This is a genomic window from Algoriphagus yeomjeoni, from assembly GCF_003259505.1.
GTDB lineage: Bacteria > Bacteroidota > Bacteroidia > Cytophagales > Cyclobacteriaceae > Algoriphagus > Algoriphagus yeomjeoni.
This window is the reverse complement of record NZ_QLLK01000004.1, coordinates 230,099-247,414: the sequence shown is the minus strand read 5'-3', so window position 1 is coordinate 247,414 and position 17,316 is coordinate 230,099. Positions and strand designations below refer to the sequence as shown.

Genomic DNA, 17,316 nt, shown 5'->3' with positions numbered 1-17,316 from the left:
GGATTTAATGATCTGTTCATTAAAATCCGACAAAAATAAAACTTTAAAGCCTCCCAAGCAAAAAACAACAGTGAAACAAATGATTCTTAACAAAGCTCAGATAAATTTCTTTATTTCGCTTAAACCCAAATTCTAGCTAATAATATCAGAGATAATGGCCAAAATCAAAAAAATTCTAGTAGCAAACCGAGGAGAGATAAGCCTGCGAATCATGCGGACTGCCAGAGAAATGGGCATTTCGACAGTTGCAGTTTATAGTGAGGCAGATAGACTATCCCCGCATGTAGTTTTTGCCGATGAGGCAGTATGCTTAGGTCCGCCAGCCTCCTCACAATCCTATTTGCTAGGTGATAAAATAATAGAGGTTTGTAAGGAGTTGGGAGTCGATGCGATTCATCCAGGATATGGATTTCTTTCAGAAAATGCTGATTTCGCCAAGAAAGTAAAAGCTGCGGGTTTGATATTCATAGGTCCTTCTTCAGAGTCAATTGAAGTGATGGGATCTAAGCTTGCCGCCAAACAGGCTGTCGCCAAATACAATATTCCTTTGGTGCCAGGTACGGAAGAAGCTATTTCGGATATCCCTGTTGCCAAGGCTCGAGCTGCAGAAATCGGTTATCCTATTCTGATTAAAGCTAGTGCCGGGGGAGGTGGAAAAGGAATGCGAATTGTGGAAAATGAAGGGGAATTCGAAGAGCAAATGCAGCGGGCAGTAAGTGAGGCACAATCTTCCTTTGGTGACAGCGCAGTTTTCATAGAGAAATACATCACTTCACCGAGACATATAGAAATCCAAATTCTGGGAGATCAGCAAGGTACTATCGTGTATCTATTTGAGCGGGAATGCTCTATTCAAAGACGTCATCAAAAAGTGATTGAGGAAGCTCCTTCGGCTGTAGTTTCTTCAGAGATGAGAAAAGCGATGGGTGAAGCGGCAGTAGGCGTAGCTAAGGCATGTGACTACTATGGAGCTGGAACGGTGGAGTTTATCGTGGATGAGAATTTGGATTTCTACTTTCTGGAAATGAATACCCGTCTCCAAGTGGAGCATCCTGTGACGGAAATGATCTCCGGAAAGGACCTCGTTCGTGAGCAAATTTTAATTGCCGAAGGAAAGCCACTTTCTTTTGCCCAAGAAGATCTCAAAATTAATGGGCATGCACTTGAAGTACGAGTCTATGCTGAAGATCCAAGTAATAATTTCCTTCCGGACATCGGAACACTAGAGACCTATCAGAGGCCACAAGGTGCAGGAATTCGTGTGGATGATGGATTTGAAGAAGGGATGAAAATTCCTATTTATTACGATCCTATGATTTCGAAGTTGATTACTCATGCCGAAAATAGAACTGCTGCTATCGAAAAGATGGTTCGTGCCATCGATGACTATAAGATCGTAGGGATTCAGACTACGCTTGAGTTCTGCAAGTTTGCAATCACTCATGAATCATTCGTCAGTGGAGCTTTTGATACGAAATTTGTAGAGAACTATTTTGACCCTTCAGTTCTGGAGCAGCAATTTTCAGACTCAGAAATGGAATTGTTAGCTGTTTTAGCGGTTGAGTTTTATTCACAGAGTAATTCTCAGAATGCTGGGCAAAGTGAAGCTGCGCCAAAGTCCCAAAGCGCTTGGAGAAATAGATTACAGTAGAATGGCAGAAATCCTACCACTAAAAGCTTGGCGCTATGCAGAGGCTTTGACTCCAAAAATGGAGGAATTAACTGCTCCATTATTTGATGTGGTTTCGACCCGACAGCGGCAGTTACTCTATGAGAATCCGCTCAATAGTATTCATCTTTCTGTACCTCAGGGTAATAATCCTTCTCAAAATGCTTTAGAAACCCTTCTAAAGTGGAAATCAGAAGGAGTAATTCAGCAGGACACTTTGCCTGGAATTTATGTGTATTATCAATATTTCCGCCTTCCGGGCGAGCATGACGAGCGATGCAGAAAGGGATTCATTGCCCAAATCAAGGCCTATGATTGGAGTGAAGAAGTGATTTTGAGGCATGAGAATACAATTGTCTCAGCTGTAAATGATAGAATAGATTTACTGAAAACGACGCAGATTCAAGCAAGTCCAACTCATGGTCTGTATGAAGATAAGGACGAACAGTTGGAGTCTTATATGGACGATGCTATCGCTAATCCTTTGTATGAATTGGAAGATTACCAAGGGGTAAGAGAAGTGATGGGGATCATTCAAAATCCAGAAATCATTAAGCATTTTCTAAAGGTGCTAAAGGATAAACAAGTGATTTTGGCCGATGGGCACCATAGAATAGAAGGTGCGATAGAATTCCGGAAATCTATGAGAGGGAAATTGCCTGATACCAAGTGGAAAGGCTATGATTATCACCTGATGTATCTCACCAATACCAGTGGGAATCATTTGAAAATACTTCCTACTCATCGGCTCTATTATGGATTGGAATTAACCCAAGCCGCTTTTCTGGGAAAGATCCAAGAATGGTTTCAGGTGAAAAAATTTGCTGATCCCGAAGAATTAGGTGCATATGCTTTTCATAAACCTCATACCTTTGGGCTGGTAATGGGAGAGGAGAGCTATACCTTACAATTGAAGTCAGAAATGATGGATCAACTCAATTTGCACTTACCTGAAAGTATAAGGCAGTTGGATCTTTCTGTTCTTCATGAGGTTTTGTTCGCAAGGATTTTGGGTATTCCGGTAGCTGAACAGAGAAATTCCGATCAAATTTTCTACGAGCGAAATTTTTCAAAATGTATTCAGCAAGTTAGATCTGGACAGGCAAGCTTTGCTGTCATTACTCGAGAATTGGAATTGGAGCAAGTGTTGGAAGTGTGCAGAAGTGGTCAAGTGATGCCTCAGAAGTCTACCTATTTCTATCCAAAAGCATTAGGCGGATTACTTTTCGCCAGTATTAAACAAGATGAATTTGATTTCGAATATGAATCCTTTCTTTAGTAACCTAAGTGGAAAGAAACTTATCCTAGCCTCAAACTCCCCGAGGCGCCAAGAACTGTTAAAAGGCTTGGAAGTAGAATTTGAAGTTCGGGTAAATTCTGTTGATGAGACTATCCCGAAGGATCTTCGAGCCGAATATGTCGCTGCCTATCTTTCTAAATTGAAGTCTGAGTCTTTTAAAGGACAACTAGCTGACAATGAAATTCTCATTACCTCAGATACTGTAGTCATTGAAAATGGACATGTGCTTGGTAAGCCCAATACTGAGGAAGAAGCTTTTGATATGTTGAAAAGCATTTCGGGCTCTACTCATACGGTGATGACTGCAGTCACTATTAGAGATATTTCCAGGCAAATAACCTTAGAAGATGAGACTATCGTGTCGTTTAGATTTCTCGAAGAGGAGGAAATATGGCATTATATTCATCAATACAAACCAATGGATAAAGCGGGGGCTTATGGTATTCAGGAATGGATAGGTTTTATAGGCGTAGAAAAAATTGAAGGGTCTTATTACAATGTAATGGGCTTTCCACTTCACCTGGTTTATGCTCAATTGAAAAAATGGTAAATACGAGTTGACAATAAGTGAAAAGCCCTGTGAATTTGGAAGTTCACAGGGCTTTTGCTTTTGGGAATAAGTATTGAAGAAATTACCTACTGGCTTAATCTTGTTTGATTGCCATGATTTTTCCTTCTGCAGGTGCTACTTTGTCACCTTCTTTTAGGTCCTTACTTACGATAAAGTATGGGCCAGAGATGATTTGATCACCTTCGGTTAAGCCTTCTAATACCTCAATGTTTTGGAAGTCAGAAATTCCGGTTTTGATCTCTTTTAATTTTGCAACTCCACCTTCATTTACAAATACCAATTCTTTAAGTCGGGTAGTGCCAGCGGCAAGTGTATCTAGCTTATTTTCTCTGGTCGTCACAGCTGCTAGAGGGACAGATAGTGCATTACTTTTTGAATTAGTGATAATCTCTACAGAAGCGGTCATTCCAGGTCTGAAAGGGTATTTTTTACCTTCATCGACTAGCTCCTGATAGGAGTCGTTAAGAATTCTGATTTTCACTTTGAATTCGGTAACAGCATCTGCAGAGGCTTTTGTATTTGCAGTGTTAGCAATACTTGTTACTATTCCTTTGAATGTTTTGCCAGTATATGCATAGGAATCAACATCGATGATGGTGGTATCTCCCAAGCTCAATCTCACTATATCGTTCTCGTTGACATCTACTCTTACTTCCATTTTAGAAAGGTCAGCGATGGTCAACATTTCCGTACCAGCCATTTGTTGTGTACCTACTACTCGTTCTCCTTGCTCCACCAAAAGATTGGACACGATACCACTCACCGGTGAATATACATTTGTCAACCTTAAGTTTTCTTCAGCTTCATTCACAGACGCCTGAGAACTTTTCACCACGAATTCTGAAGCTAGTACGCTTTGCTTTGCTGCTTCCAGATCTTTTTGTGCAGAGATGAAGGTTGCTTGAGCCTGCTCAAAGTCTGCCTGAGAAATGGCTTTCTGCTCATAAAGAGCCTTCTGCCTGTTGAAGTTTTGTTCAGCTTGAGTGAATTGAGCTTCTGATCTCTGCAGTGCCGCCTTTGATTGAGAAAGGTTTGCTTCTTGCTGGTTGAAATTTGCTCTTGTTCTGGCTAAGGCTGAAATAAAATTATCAGGTCTGATTTTCACCAAAAGCTTTCCTACCGCCACAGAATCTCCTTCTTCTACATTCAGTTCAATAATCTCACCTGCTACGTCAGGACTTAGATTTACTTCCACTTCAGGTTGAATCTCGCCGGAGGCGCTTACCTTCTCTATAATTGCAGTTTTCTTTACAGTGGAGACTTCTACCTGTGTTTCTTTTTCTCCACCTACCCATCCAGCATTCCGGGCAATTACTGCAAAGATGATTAATACCACTATACCGCCTAAGAGGTAATATAATAGCTTATTTGATTTTTTATTGGCCATGGTTTAATTTAAATTAATAGGATTACCCAGGTAAAAATCAAGAACTTTTACTCTGAAAATATAAGTGTATTTAGCGTTTAGCAGATTTGCTTGAGCATTGAAAAGATTGTTTTGCGCTACCTGAAAATCTACTGAGTTGATAGCACCTAAATCAAATCTTTGCTGTGAAATTCTGAAGGTTTCCTGTAGGCTCTCGACCTGTACAAGTGATGATTCATAGGTCAACTGTGCGGCAAGGGCACTATTATAAGCTGTTTCTATGTCATTCCTCAGCTGATTTTCAGCTTCAAGTGCTGCTACCTCGCTGAGTTGTTTTTGCACTCTTGCACGCTGCACCCCAGCCTTATTATTCAGTCTTGAAAAAATCGGGATGCTCAATTGAAGACTTACAGCTTCCGAAAGGTTGTTGTCGAGTTGCTGTATGAAAGACGGTCGATCTGTCCCAAAGGCTTGATCTATATAGTTTGAGAAAATATTCGCTCCAATTCCTAAAGTAGGATAGTAGCCAGCTTTAGCGAGTTTAACTCCATATTCAGCACTTTCAATATTAGCCTGGGCTATCTTGATTTCTGGCATAATTCCCAAAGCAGTTTCGTAAATGTCTTTTGGGGTTTCCGTCGCCATTAGAGATTCATTTATCTCAAACTCTGGCTCAATCACAGCGAATTCCGATGTGAAGGGGATTTGAAGAGCTTGAGCTAAGTTTAGTTTGGAAATAGTATAATTGTTTGTTGCATTTACCAAATTCACCTGATTGGTAGCGTTTTGCGCTTGTACATCCAGTTGGTCGGATAATGGCAAAGATCCTGCATCGACCAATTTAGTGGTTCGAACCAACTGGTCTTTCGTTGTTGCAAGCTGATTTTCGGCAACATTTACCTGCTCTCTGTTAAATACAACATTGATAAACAGGTTGATAATATTTAGCGTAATGTCATTTTTTGTAGCCTGAATAGTATACAATCCAGCTTCCAAATCCACTTTCGACTGTTTGATTGAATTATTGATTTGGTTGCCTGCAAAAATTGTTGCATTCGAAGAGGCAGAGACGTTTATATTTCCGATACGTGCCGTTTCAAAAAGGTTGGTAACCGGGTTAATAGATCTACCCCATCTATAGCCAGAGCTTGCTCCAGTAGTTAGATTTGGGTAGCGCTGTCCCTGATTTTGAAGCAATGTAGCCTCATTAGAGAGTTGGTTCAGTTCACTTCTTTTCAGTGTCAGGTTGTTTTTCAATGCAATATCAACAGCTGTTTCCAAATCCAAAGGAAATGTAGGAATCACTGCTTCTTGTGCAAAAGTGGAAAAACAAATTCCTGAAACTAGGGCAATACCCAATAGGAATTTTCTCATGGTGTAGTTAAAGGTCAATGTCAGGTATATAAATTAGTTCAGTAATCCAGGATAGTGATTTCAGATAAGTTAAGGTAATTTCTTGGATTCCAGAATCCATTTCAATCACATGGCATGCAAGGTCATTTTTACCTTTTCGGGAAACAGACATAGTAGCAATATTTGCTTTCTCTTGTGTAATTACAGCAGAAATGAAGGCAATAGCACCAGCAATATCTTTAGCCTTGATAATAAGCGTATGATTTGCTGCTGAAAAATTTGCTACAAATCCATCCACTTCGGCAATATTAATAACTCCTCCGCCCAGGCTTTCTCCCACCACTTCCACCGCTCTTTCACCCTTTTTTAGATTGAGTTTTATGGTATTTGGGTGGTGAATAGAGGAGTTTCCGATGGACTTGAATTTATAGGTTAACTCTTTTTCCTTAGCTATTTCAAGCGAGTTTTTGATATTGGCATCATCCGTTTTAAAATCCATCAAACCGCCGATTATCGCTCGATCACTACCATGACCTTCATAGGTTCTTGCAAAAGAATTATAAAATGTGATGACTGCCTCGTCAGGGATTCCTCCTAAAACGCGGATTGCCGCTCTAGCGATTCTAACTACTCCAGCCGTATGCGAAGAGGATGGTCCTATCATTATCGGTCCGATCATATCAAAAACGCTACTTTTATTTGCCATCTAGGTCTATATGTTCCAATTTTGATGCTAAGGTAAAATCGTCGCATGTAAATCATGCAAAAATTCTTATTTATTACATAGAATACCATTTAAATGGTCGTGTGTTGACATAGTTTAACAATAGATTTAGTAAACAAAAACACCTTCTGGCCGATAATGAACAGTTTTATGATCGAAATCGATACAATCTTTACTAATTCCTTATCTGGCAATGATTGGGTATTTCTTGATTCTTCTGAAATACCTAATCGCGCTATGAATTTTGGGGATGGGCTGTTTGAAACTATGGTTTGGGATTTCAAAGAAATCAGGTTTTTCGAGAAGCATCTAAAGAGACTTTCTGGAGGAATGCAGCTTTTAAATCTGGACGATTCAAGTATAAATGCAGAAGGACTAGTTCAGTTTCTAGCTAGTAATTTCCCGAATCAACGAAAGCGAGTCAGGTGGAATGTTTACCGAAGTGGCCAAGGCAAATACACGCCGGAAGGAAACGAAGTAAAACAAATGCTTCAAATTTCTGAATTCAAACCGGCTCCAAAAATCAAAAAGAAAGTAGATGTATCCTTAAAAACTCAATTGTTTCCAAACAGCTGGTCTGCTTTCAAAACCCTAAATGCTTTGCCTTATGTTTTGGCAAATCAGGAGAGAAAAGATAGAGGCTTAGATGAAATTATACTCCTTGATCATAGGGGCTACATATCTGAATCTGGAGCATCAAATATTTTTTGGGTTAAGGATAAAGTTGTTTTTACACCAGCTTTGAGTTGTAGTTGTATTAATGGAGTAAGTCGGCAGGTGATTTTAGATTATTTAGTCCTAAAAAATATTCCTTTTGAAGAAGGGGAGTTTTTACCCTCAGAATTGGAAGCTGCTGATCAAGCATTTATCAGTAACTGTACGGGAATCAGTTATTTAGAGAGTTATAATAAAACACTGTTCTCAACTATTCCACTACAGCACCTAAATGATTTATTTGAATGAAAATGAAATAGCGTCTTTTTATGACAGTCATTATGATGAAAATATTATCTTTAACCGCCTATTCTATTAAGATTAGTCTTGTACCCAAAAAAACTAACCTCCCAAACCTAACCTAACATTTATGCTCTTAGAACCTTTAGATTTAGCCGTCTTTATAGGCTATTGCTTGCTCATCATAGGGATGGGTATTTTTGTATCACGTGAAAAGAAGGGGCACGTCAAAAACTCTTCTGATTATTTTCTCGCCTCTAAGGCATTGCCCTGGTGGGCAGTAGGAGCTTCATTAATAGCTTCCAACATTTCAGCTGAACAATTTATTGGTATGTCAGGCTCAGGCTTCGCCCTGGGTTTAGCTATTTCCACCTATGAATGGATGGCGGCAGTCACCTTATTAGTAGTTGCTATTTTCTTCTTACCCGTTTATATCAAAAAGGGCATTTACACCATGCCTGGATTCTTACTTGATCGATACGATACTCGTGTAAGAACCACCATGGCCATCTTCTGGCTGCTGCTTTATGTATTTGTCAACCTGACATCTGTATTGTACTTAGGAGCATTAAGCTTAAATACCATTTTAGATGTGCCTTTGGGATATGGCATTTTCGGATTGGCGCTTTTCGCCATGATTTATTCTATCTATGGAGGTCTAAAAGCTGTGGCTTGGACTGATGTAATTCAGGTGGTTTTCTTGATCGCAGGTGGTCTAGCAACTACTTACATCGCGCTTCAGATGGTAGGAGGCGGTGACGCTTGGGAAGGACTTGGTTTATTGCGCAGAGAAGTTCCTGGTCATTTTTCCATGATCTTGTCAAAAGGAGAAATGATGATTCCTGATGGATCTGGCGGAACGCGTGATGCTTATCTGGATCTTCCCGGAATTTCCGTTTTGGTAGGAGGTATGTGGATTACCAATCTTAGCTATTGGGGTTTCAACCAATATATTACACAGAGAGCCTTAGCTGCCAAAAGCTTGGATGAAGCTCAGAAAGGGATGATTTTCGCTGGCTTCTTAAAGTTACTTATGCCTTTGATCGTAGTAATTCCAGGAATTGCTGCTTTTGTAATTGTAAATAATGGCATAGACGTCGGGTTTATAGAGTCCATGAAAGACCCGGTTTCCGGATTAATCAAATCTGATCGAGCATATCCTACTTTGCTTCAATTGTTGCCAGTCGGCTTGAAAGGACTTGCTTTTGCAGCATTGACAGCAGCAATCGTTTCTTCTTTGGCGTCTATGGCAAATAGTACCTCTACGATTTTCACGATGGACATTTACAATAAATACATCAAAAAAGACGCTTCTGAGGCCGATCAGGTAAAGGTTGGGCGAATTACCGCTCTTGTTGCGTTTGGAGTAGCCTCTATCGTCGCACCTGCTCTTGGAGCACTTGATCAGGCATTCCAGTTTATTCAGGAATACACAGGCTTTATTAGTCCAGGTGTTTTTGCTATATTCTTTTTTGGAGTATTCTGGAAGAAAACAACCTCGAATGCTGCTTTAACAGGAGCTGCCTTGAGTATTCCTCTTTCGGTGGTGCTGAAGGTCATTTTTCCTGGATTACCATTCCTCGATCGAATGGGAGTAGTTTTCTTGGTGTTGGCAGCACTTATGATTATCATAAGTTTGGTAGAAGGTAAAGGAAAAGACCATCCAAACAGCATTGATATTAACAAGGAGTTGTTTAAAACAAGTACCAAATTCAAAATTGGTGCGGTGCTCATCGCAGGAATCACTGCAGCTTTGTACATCGCATTCTGGTAAAAAATAGATTTAATGAGACGATTATTATTAGGAATTGACATTGGGAGCTCCTCTGTCAAAACCTCACTACTTGACGCAGATACAGGTAAGTCAATCTTATCAAAAGCTTTTCCTGAAGAGGAAATGATTATTAACGCCCCTGAAAAAGGATGGGCTGAGCAAGATCCGGATACCTGGTGGAAGTACGTTCAGCACTCAATACGCTATGTGTTGAACAAAACATCTGTTAAGAAAGGCGAATTGAAGGGGATTGGTATAGCTTACCAAATGCACGGCCTTGTATTAGTTGATAAGGATCAAAATGTGCTTCGACCATCAATTATTTGGTGTGACAGTAGGGCAGTAGGAATTGGAGAAAAAGCGTATAAAGAACTAGGTGAAGAATACTGCCAGAAAAATCTCTTGAATTCACCAGGTAATTTCACTGCTTCTAAACTACGCTGGGTCATCGAAAATGAGCCTGCTATTGCAGCCAAAATTCATAAAATGATGCTTCCTGGAGATTTCATTGCGATGAGATTAACTGGAGAAATCTGTACTTCTGAGACGGGTTTGTCTGAAGGAATATTTTGGGACTTTCAAAAAAATGGCCTAAGTGATCAAGTTTTAGCAAACTATCAAATCTCCAAATCATGGATTCCTGAAGTAGTTCCTTCCTATTCTATACAAGGAAGAGTCTCTGCTTTTGCCTCTGAAGTAACCGGACTGGAAGAAGGTATACCTATTTCATATCGTGCTGGAGATCAGCCTAACAATGCTTTTTCACTTCAAGTATTAAAGCCAGGTGAGCTAGCGACAACTGCCGGTACTTCAGGTACAGTCTATGGAGTAGCCGATAAACCACTTCATGATCCTTTGTCCAGAGTTAATACCTTTGTACACGTGAATCATACAAAAGAGAACCCTTCCTATGGCGTGCTTCTTTGTGTGAATGGTACCGGTATTTTAAATAGCTGGTTGAAAAAAGTGATGGGAGCTGCTCACATTGAGTATGATGAAATGAACAACCTTGGCGGGTCTGCTCCAATAGGATCTGATGGCTTGACCTTTATTCCATTTGGAAATGGAGCCGAGCGTATTATGCAAAACCAGCATGTCGGAGCGCATATGATGGGGCTGGACCTGTTGAAGCATGATAAAAGACATTTTATCCGTTCTGCTCAGGAAGGAATAGTTTCAGCCCTTACCTTTGGATTCCAGATAATGCAGGATATGGGCCTAGACCTAAATACTGTGAAAGCAGGAAAAGCAAACATGTTCCTAAGTCCAGTTTTCAGAAAGACTTTTGTTCATATGAATAAAGTAGTCTTGGAACTGTACGATACAGATGGGGCACAAGGGGCAGCAAGAGGTGCAGGCATTGGTGCTGGCGTCTATGCAAACGAAGCGGAGGCTTTTGCTGGATTAGAATTGCTTGAGACTATAGAACCTAATGAGCACTTCTATGAGCCCTATGAAGAAGTATATGAAACTTGGAAAAGTTACTTAGAGACAATCCAAAAAGCATCCAATTAATTAAATTTCAAACCTATAAATACCTAATAAACCAAAGTAAAAATGTCAAAAACTTATTTCTCTTCAATCGATAAAATCCCTTTTGAGGGTAAGGAAAGCGATAATCCGTTGGCTTTTAGATTTTACGATGAGAATCGTATCATTGCCGGCAAAACAATGAAGGAGCACTTCAAATTTGCTATTGCCTATTGGCATTCCTTCTGTGGAACTGGTGGAGATCCATTCGGGCCTGGAACGATCGTTCATCCTTGGGATGCTGCTGCAGACCCAATTCAGAGAGCTAAAGACAAAATGGATGCTGCTTTCGAATTCATTACAAAAATTGGAGCTCCTTACTATTGCTTTCATGATATCGACTTGATCGATGAAGGACCAAGTCTTGCAGAGTATGAGAAAAGAATGCAAATCATTACTGAATATGCTAAGCAAAAGCAGGCTGAAACAGGAGTGAAATTGCTTTGGGGAACTGCAAACGTTTTTAGCAATCCTCGCTACATGAACGGTGCTTCTACTAACCCTGATTTCAATGTAGTTTCATGGGCAGGAACTCAAGTGAAAAATGCCATTGATGCAACTATTGCCCTGAATGGTGAGAACTACGTATTCTGGGGTGGCCGTGAAGGTTACATGTCTTTGCTAAATACAGATATGAAGCGTGAAACTGAGCACTTGGCTCAATTTCTAACCATGTCTCGTGATTATGCTAGAAAGAATGGTTTTAAAGGAACATTCTTCATTGAGCCTAAGCCAATGGAACCAACTAAACATCAGTACGATTACGATGCAGCTACTGTGATTGGCTTCTTGAGACAGCACGGATTGGACAAAGATTTCAAATTGAATATCGAAGTGAACCACGCAACACTTGCAGGTCACACCTTCCAACACGAGCTTCAAGTATGTGCTGATGCAGGTATGCTAGGAAGTATCGATGCCAACAGAGGTGACTATCAAAATGGATGGGATACTGATCAGTTTGCTATGAACTTGCAGGAGATGACAGAAGCAATGCTTGTATTGTTGACTACAGCAGGGATTCAAGGTGGTGGAGTAAACTTTGATGCTAAAATCAGAAGGAACTCTACTGATATGGATGATCTTTTCTTAGCTCACATTGGCAGTATGGATGCTTTTGCAAGAGGAATGTTGATCGCTCAGGATATCTTGGATAAATCTGATTACTTAGAAAGAAGAAAGAACCGTTATGCAAGTTTCGATACTGGTAAAGGCAAATCCTTTGAAACAGGACAACTTACACTAGAAGATTTGAGAAACTATGCAGCTGAAGTAGGGGAGCCAATACAGACAAGTGGTAAGCAAGAATACTTTGAAAATCTATTAAATAGATTCATCTAAGTCTCTTTATTAAAAAAATCTTAAAAGTCCGGTTGATTTTCTTCAATCGGACTTTTTTTGCGAAAAATATTAACCTGGGATTGTGAATTTTAGTTATTGAAGTAAGATTTTACTTATTATTCTCATAATTTGTCAGCCCTAGTTTGTCGTGTATGAAAGGATTTGTGCTATTCGGAATTACTTGTTTGCTTTTATTTTGGGCAGGACCTCTTACTGCACAGGATGAAGTTGAGAAGCTCGTGTTTCGAAATTTGGATGAAAGCCTAGGGTTATCAAATTCAAATATTCTGAGCATAATAAGAGATGCTGACGGCATGATGTGGTATGGTACCGCCTATGGTTTGTACCGGTATGATGGTACCCGCACCAAAGTTTTTTTAAATACGAAAGATTCCACCTCTATTTCACACAACAACATCCACAGGTTGTTTGTAGGACCTAATGATAAGCTCTGGATAAAAAATGTAAACGGTATTTTTGATATTTATAACCCTGAAACTGAGCAATTTTCCAGAGGAGTTACAGTTTTTTCATCGGTTTATGATTTAGCATCGGACTCAGTTGGGATGCTGATGAAGGATCGCCAAAATAGATTTTGGTTTACACATCCATCAAAAGGTATCAGCATATATGATGGGGATTCAGGAGAAACTGTTTATGTACAAAAGAACAATTCAATTGGAAGTCTTTTTTCAAATCAAATAGTCTCCATAGGAGAGGCTCCAGATGGACTTATTTGGGTGATTCACAATTCTGGAGTGATAGACTTGCTCGACCCAAACCGACTTATAGTCACAAAAACTTTGAAGCTTCCGAAAAATGAGATACCGACAGTTGCTAATTATGAAATGGCAATTGACTCAGATGGAGATGCCTGGATTTATGATCCAGATCGAGATCTGGGCGTTTTTAAGGTGGATGGCTTCACGCATGAAGTACAGGCTAACCAAGAAAGTAGAGGTAAATATCGTCTGAATAATAACATGGTGAAATCGGTGGTTGAAGCCAAGAAAGGGCAAATTTGGCTTGGTACTGATCATGGTGGTATTAATGTGATTGATAAATCTAGTGGCAGAGTCAAATATTTAACTGGTGAGAACTCCTTGGATAATACCATGCCTCATAATGTGATTTATGCTTTGTATAAAGACAATGAAGACATTATTTGGGTGGGTACGCATAAAAAGGGAGTTGCCTTTTACCATCAGGGATTGTTGCGCTTTTCTCACGTCCGAAAAAATTTTTCAGATCCTAATTCACTTCCATTCAATGATGTCAATGCCTTTGCAGAGGACAGTTTAGGCAACCTTTATATTGGTACAAATGGTGGCGGTCTCTACTATCACAATAGGAAAACAAATACCTACACTCATTATAAGCATGACCCTTCATCTAATAACAGCCTTATTGGGGACGTCATCGTTGATTTGATGATAGATAGGGAAGGAGTTCTTTGGATTGGTACATACCTGAATGGCTTGGGAAGCTTTGACGGCAAACAATTTAAAAACTATCAATACCAGCCCGATAAACAAGCTGGAATACCAGGACCAAGTATTTGGAAGCTTTTCGAAGATAGCACTGGAAAAATCTGGATAGGAACGCTTCGCTCAGGGATCTCTATGTTAGATAAGGAGCGAAAGGTTTTTCATAACTATCCAGCTGGTAGTGCTCCGTTCTATACCAATAATCAGTACATCACTGGCTTTGCCGAGGATAAATCCGGCAATATTTGGATCTCGGGTGGGAGTGGAATTAACGTGCTGAATTATGAAACCGGGGAACATGGATTTTATTCAGAAACTGAAGGAAATGGATTAGTAGACTCTAATACCACCGATTTATTTATGGATAAGGAAGGCGTACTTTGGGTGACAAGTATGACTGGCCTCTACTATTTTAATACTTCTGATAGTTCATTTGTCCATTATGGAGAAGAAGAAGGCTTGCCCACTTCCTATCTCGTGGATTTATTGGAAGACGAGGACAATAACCTTTGGATCAGTTCTCAGATGGGGTTGATCTTTGCCGAGATTAATAGAAGCGTAGATCCATACTCGATTTCATTTCAGAATTTTGACCAAAAAGATGGTCTTCAAGCCGCTTTATTCAATAAAAATTCCGCTTTAAAAACGAGTAAAGATGAATTTATTTTTGGTGGACCAAATGGGTACAACATCTTTAAATCTGAAAATTTTGCCTTTGAGCGGAACAACCCAGCAGTAGTTTTTACAGATTTTCAGCTTTTCAATGAAGAAGTCAAAGTAGGAGAGATCTTAAGTAATAGGGTGGTTTTGCCAAAATCTCTTGAGAATATGGACAGGCTTATGTTGCGGCATGATGAGAACATATTTTCTATTGGCTTTAGCGCGTTGAATTTCCTTTATCCAGAGAAAAACAAGTACCGGTACAAACTTATTGGATTCAATGACGATTGGATTTATCTAAATGATGACTTAGCGAAAGTAACCTTCACTAACCTAGATCCTGGGAATTATACTCTTGTAGTGCAACCGGGGACTGTTTTGGACGGCTGGAGTTTGTATGAGTACCAATTGGATATAAAAATTCTAGCGCCTTTTTGGAAAACACCAATTGCCTATTTCTTGTATTTTATTATCATAGTCGCCATTATTTTCTACTTCAGAAATCAGCTTTTATCCCGGCAACGTGAGAAATTTGACAAGGAGCAGGCGATGCAGGAAGCTAAAAGAGTGCAGGATTTGGATCGATTGAAAACCAAGTTCTTCACAAATCTGAGCCATGAATTCAGGACACCGCTTTCCTTGATTCTTACCCCAACAGAACATCTTATATCGGAGACTGATAATGCGGGCTTGCTAGGTCAGTACAAAATCATTCAACGTAACGCCAGACGTCTGCTAAAGTTGATCAATCAGTTGTTGGATGTGAAAAATGTAGAGAAGGGAGGATTAATTTTTCATCCTTCGGAAGGGGATGTAGTTCAGTTTATCAAGGAATGTGTATCTGATTTCCATGAATTATCTGAAAATAAACATATACACCTGAATTTTGAGACGAATAAGCATAGTCAGCAGGCAATATTTGACCCGGACAAGCTGGAGAAGATTATCTTTAATCTGCTTTCAAACGCCTTCAAATTCACTCCTGAAGATGGTGCGATCACCGTCACTTTAGAGCTTCAGCAGGAGAATGAAGAATTGGCAATGCTGAATCTTTCAGTTTCAGATACGGGGATTGGTATTTCCATAGATGATCAGCATAAGATCTTCGACAGGTTTTACACCACAGAAGGGCATAAGCAGCAGCTCAATCAAGGTAGTGGTATTGGGTTATCGCTAGTGCAGGATTTTGCCCGAACGATGAATGGTGAAATCCTAGTAGAAAGCCAACCAGGTATGGGTTCAGTATTCACCTTGAGTATTCCTATAAATCTAATTATTCAGGAAAATTGGGAGGAAGTAGAGGATGATGAAAACGTGCTAGAAAGAGCTAACCAGAAAGATTTGATTCTGATAGCAGAAGATCATGTAGAGTTTAGAAATTACCTCAAAGACTGTCTTTCGGACTCGTATCAGGTTCTTACGGCTACAAACGGAGCCCAGGGATGGGATTTGGCACAGCAGCATATACCGGATTTGATAATCTCTGATGTGATGATGCCGCAGATGGATGGTAAGGAGTTTACCCAAAAAGTAAAAACGGACATCAAAACTTCCCACATACCTGTCATCTTGCTGACGGCTAAAAAATCTGAGGAAACCATGGTTCAGGGGTTAGACAGTGGCTGTAATCTTTATCTCACAAAGCCTTTTAATCTGGAAGTTTTGCTCCTAAGTATTAAGAATCTTTTACGTGAGCGAAATATGATTCAGGAGCAAAACAGGAATAAAATCCAGATCAATGCCTCTGAAGTGAATGTGACTTCCCTTGACGATCAATTGATCCAAAAAGCTGTTGCATTGGTAGAGAAGTATATGGAGGACTCACAGCTTTCTGTTGAATTTCTTAGTAAGGAATTGGGCATGAGTAGGGTGCATTTGTATAAAAAGCTACAGTCTATCACAGGTAAGAGCCCTATAGAATTTATTAGACTTATTCGCCTAAAACGGGCTTCTCAATTACTTGCGAAAAGTCAACTGAATGTATCTGAAATCGCCTATATGGTTGGGTATAATAATGCCAAATATTTTGCCAAGCACTTTAAGGCAGAGTTTTCGATTCTTCCTTCAGAATACGCCGCCCGCCAGCAAGAAATAGCTGCGGAATAATCTAATTATGCTGACTCATCACTAGTAAAAGCTGACTCAACTCTACTTTTTGGTGACCCGAGTCTATAAAAAGCTGACTCGACTCTACTTTTTGTTGATCTAGTTCATGAAAATCTAGACCTAACTCTACTTTTTGTTGATCTAATTCATGAAAACATAGACCTAGCTCTACTTTTTGTTGATCTAATTCATGAAAACATAGACCTATCTCTACTTTTTGTTGATCTAATTCATGAAAATATAGATCTAACGCTACTTTTTGTTGATCTAGTTTATGAAAATCTAGACCTAACTCTACTTTTTGTTGATCTAATTCATGAAAATATAGACCTAACGCTACTTTTTGTTGATCTAATTCATGAAAAAATAGACACAGCTCTACTTTTTGGTGACACGAGTCTATAAAAAGCTGACTGGGCTGTTCTTTTAACCTACTATACCCTAATCTGAAACAATACATACCCTAAGGGTAAGATTTGTT

General features: G+C 39.7%; 12 protein-coding genes. 8 read left to right on the top strand and 4 right to left on the bottom strand.

What is annotated here, in order from left to right:
- Window positions 1-154 precede the first annotated feature (154 nt).
- From LV83_RS08500 to LV83_RS08490, 3 genes are read left to right on the top strand one after another with little or no spacing between them, the layout of a single operon-like run.
- Window positions 155-1,651, top strand: coding sequence for an acetyl-CoA carboxylase biotin carboxylase subunit (locus LV83_RS08500; protein ID WP_111611121.1), 1,497 nt, complete (start codon window positions 155-157; stop codon window positions 1,649-1,651).
- A complete protein-coding gene (locus LV83_RS08495) occupies window positions 1,590-2,948 on the top strand; it encodes a DUF1015 domain-containing protein (RefSeq protein WP_317046664.1) in 1,359 nt (452 codons plus the stop codon). Before LV83_RS08500 ends, LV83_RS08495 begins: the two co-directional genes overlap by 62 nt.
- On the top strand, window positions 2,932-3,519 hold the full coding sequence (locus LV83_RS08490) for a Maf family nucleotide pyrophosphatase (protein ID WP_111611274.1): 588 nt from the start codon (window positions 2,932-2,934) through the stop codon (window positions 3,517-3,519). The genes LV83_RS08495 and LV83_RS08490 overlap by 17 nt, the downstream gene beginning before the upstream one ends.
- Window positions 3,520-3,613: 94 nt before the next feature.
- Here the strand turns inward: LV83_RS08490 and LV83_RS08485 are convergent, their stop codons facing one another.
- From LV83_RS08485 to sdaAB, 3 genes are read right to left on the bottom strand one after another with little or no spacing between them, the layout of a single operon-like run.
- Window positions 3,614-4,927, bottom strand: a complete 1,314-nt coding sequence (locus tag LV83_RS08485; protein ID WP_111611119.1) for an efflux RND transporter periplasmic adaptor subunit — start codon at window positions 4,925-4,927, stop codon at window positions 3,614-3,616.
- A 3-nt stretch (window positions 4,928-4,930) separates the two neighbouring features.
- Complete coding sequence (locus LV83_RS08480; protein ID WP_111611118.1) at window positions 4,931-6,280, bottom strand: TolC family protein; 1,350 nt, start codon at window positions 6,278-6,280, stop codon at window positions 4,931-4,933.
- A 7-nt stretch (window positions 6,281-6,287) separates the two neighbouring features.
- Window positions 6,288-6,965, bottom strand: coding sequence for an L-serine ammonia-lyase, iron-sulfur-dependent subunit beta (sdaAB, locus tag LV83_RS08475; RefSeq protein WP_111611117.1), 678 nt, complete (start codon window positions 6,963-6,965; stop codon window positions 6,288-6,290).
- 156 nt (window positions 6,966-7,121) lie between these two features.
- Here sdaAB and LV83_RS08470 point away from each other — a divergent pair, with 156 nt between their 5' ends.
- The 5 genes from LV83_RS08470 to LV83_RS08450 all read left to right on the top strand — a co-directional run bounded on the left by LV83_RS08470 (window position 7,122) and on the right by LV83_RS08450 (window position 16,835).
- Window positions 7,122-7,946 (top strand): aminotransferase class IV, encoded by an 825-nt coding sequence (locus LV83_RS08470; RefSeq protein WP_111611116.1) that lies wholly within the window; start codon window positions 7,122-7,124, stop codon window positions 7,944-7,946.
- A gap of 121 nt (window positions 7,947-8,067) precedes the next feature.
- Entirely contained in the window at window positions 8,068-9,711 is a 1,644-nt protein-coding gene (locus LV83_RS08465) for a sodium/sugar symporter (RefSeq protein ID WP_111611115.1), read from the top strand.
- A 12-nt stretch (window positions 9,712-9,723) separates the two neighbouring features.
- The gene (locus tag LV83_RS08460; protein ID WP_111611114.1) at window positions 9,724-11,226 is read left to right on the top strand and encodes a xylulokinase; all 1,503 of its coding nucleotides are present in this window, start codon (window positions 9,724-9,726) and stop codon (window positions 11,224-11,226) included.
- A 42-nt stretch (window positions 11,227-11,268) separates the two neighbouring features.
- Window positions 11,269-12,582 (top strand): xylose isomerase, encoded by a 1,314-nt coding sequence (gene xylA / locus LV83_RS08455; RefSeq protein ID WP_111611113.1) that lies wholly within the window; start codon window positions 11,269-11,271, stop codon window positions 12,580-12,582.
- A 152-nt stretch (window positions 12,583-12,734) separates the two neighbouring features.
- Complete coding sequence (locus tag LV83_RS08450) at window positions 12,735-16,835, top strand: hybrid sensor histidine kinase/response regulator transcription factor (RefSeq protein WP_111611112.1); 4,101 nt, start codon at window positions 12,735-12,737, stop codon at window positions 16,833-16,835.
- Between the two features lies 1 nt (window position 16,836).
- On the opposite strand, the gene LV83_RS08445 is transcribed toward LV83_RS08450, so the two are convergent.
- Complete coding sequence (locus tag LV83_RS08445; RefSeq protein WP_111611111.1) at window positions 16,837-17,295, bottom strand: hypothetical protein; 459 nt, start codon at window positions 17,293-17,295, stop codon at window positions 16,837-16,839.
- Window positions 17,296-17,316 lie beyond the last annotated feature (21 nt).

Excerpts from the sequence above, each read along its gene's own strand:
- LV83_RS08450 (WP_111611112.1), top strand. The coding sequence starts at position 12,735 with ATGAAAGGATTTGTGCTATTCGGAATTACTTGTTTGCTTTTATTTTGG.
- LV83_RS08465 (WP_111611115.1), top strand. The coding sequence starts at position 8,068 with ATGCTCTTAGAACCTTTAGATTTAGCCGTCTTTATAGGCTATTGCTTG.
- xylA (WP_111611113.1), top strand. The coding sequence starts at position 11,269 with ATGTCAAAAACTTATTTCTCTTCAATCGATAAAATCCCTTTTGAGGGT.
- LV83_RS08480 (WP_111611118.1), bottom strand. The coding sequence starts at position 6,280 with ATGAGAAAATTCCTATTGGGTATTGCCCTAGTTTCAGGAATTTGTTTT.
- LV83_RS08490 (WP_111611274.1), top strand. The coding sequence starts at position 2,932 with ATGAATCCTTTCTTTAGTAACCTAAGTGGAAAGAAACTTATCCTAGCC.
- LV83_RS08485 (WP_111611119.1), bottom strand. The coding sequence starts at position 4,927 with ATGGCCAATAAAAAATCAAATAAGCTATTATATTACCTCTTAGGCGGT.
- LV83_RS08495 (WP_317046664.1), top strand. The coding sequence starts at position 1,590 with ATGCTGGGCAAAGTGAAGCTGCGCCAAAGTCCCAAAGCGCTTGGAGAA.
- LV83_RS08445 (WP_111611111.1), bottom strand. The coding sequence starts at position 17,295 with ATGTATTGTTTCAGATTAGGGTATAGTAGGTTAAAAGAACAGCCCAGT.
- LV83_RS08470 (WP_111611116.1), top strand. The coding sequence starts at position 7,122 with ATGAACAGTTTTATGATCGAAATCGATACAATCTTTACTAATTCCTTA.
- sdaAB (WP_111611117.1), bottom strand. The coding sequence starts at position 6,965 with ATGGCAAATAAAAGTAGCGTTTTTGATATGATCGGACCGATAATGATA.
- LV83_RS08500 (WP_111611121.1), top strand. The coding sequence starts at position 155 with ATGGCCAAAATCAAAAAAATTCTAGTAGCAAACCGAGGAGAGATAAGC.
- LV83_RS08460 (WP_111611114.1), top strand. The coding sequence starts at position 9,724 with ATGAGACGATTATTATTAGGAATTGACATTGGGAGCTCCTCTGTCAAA.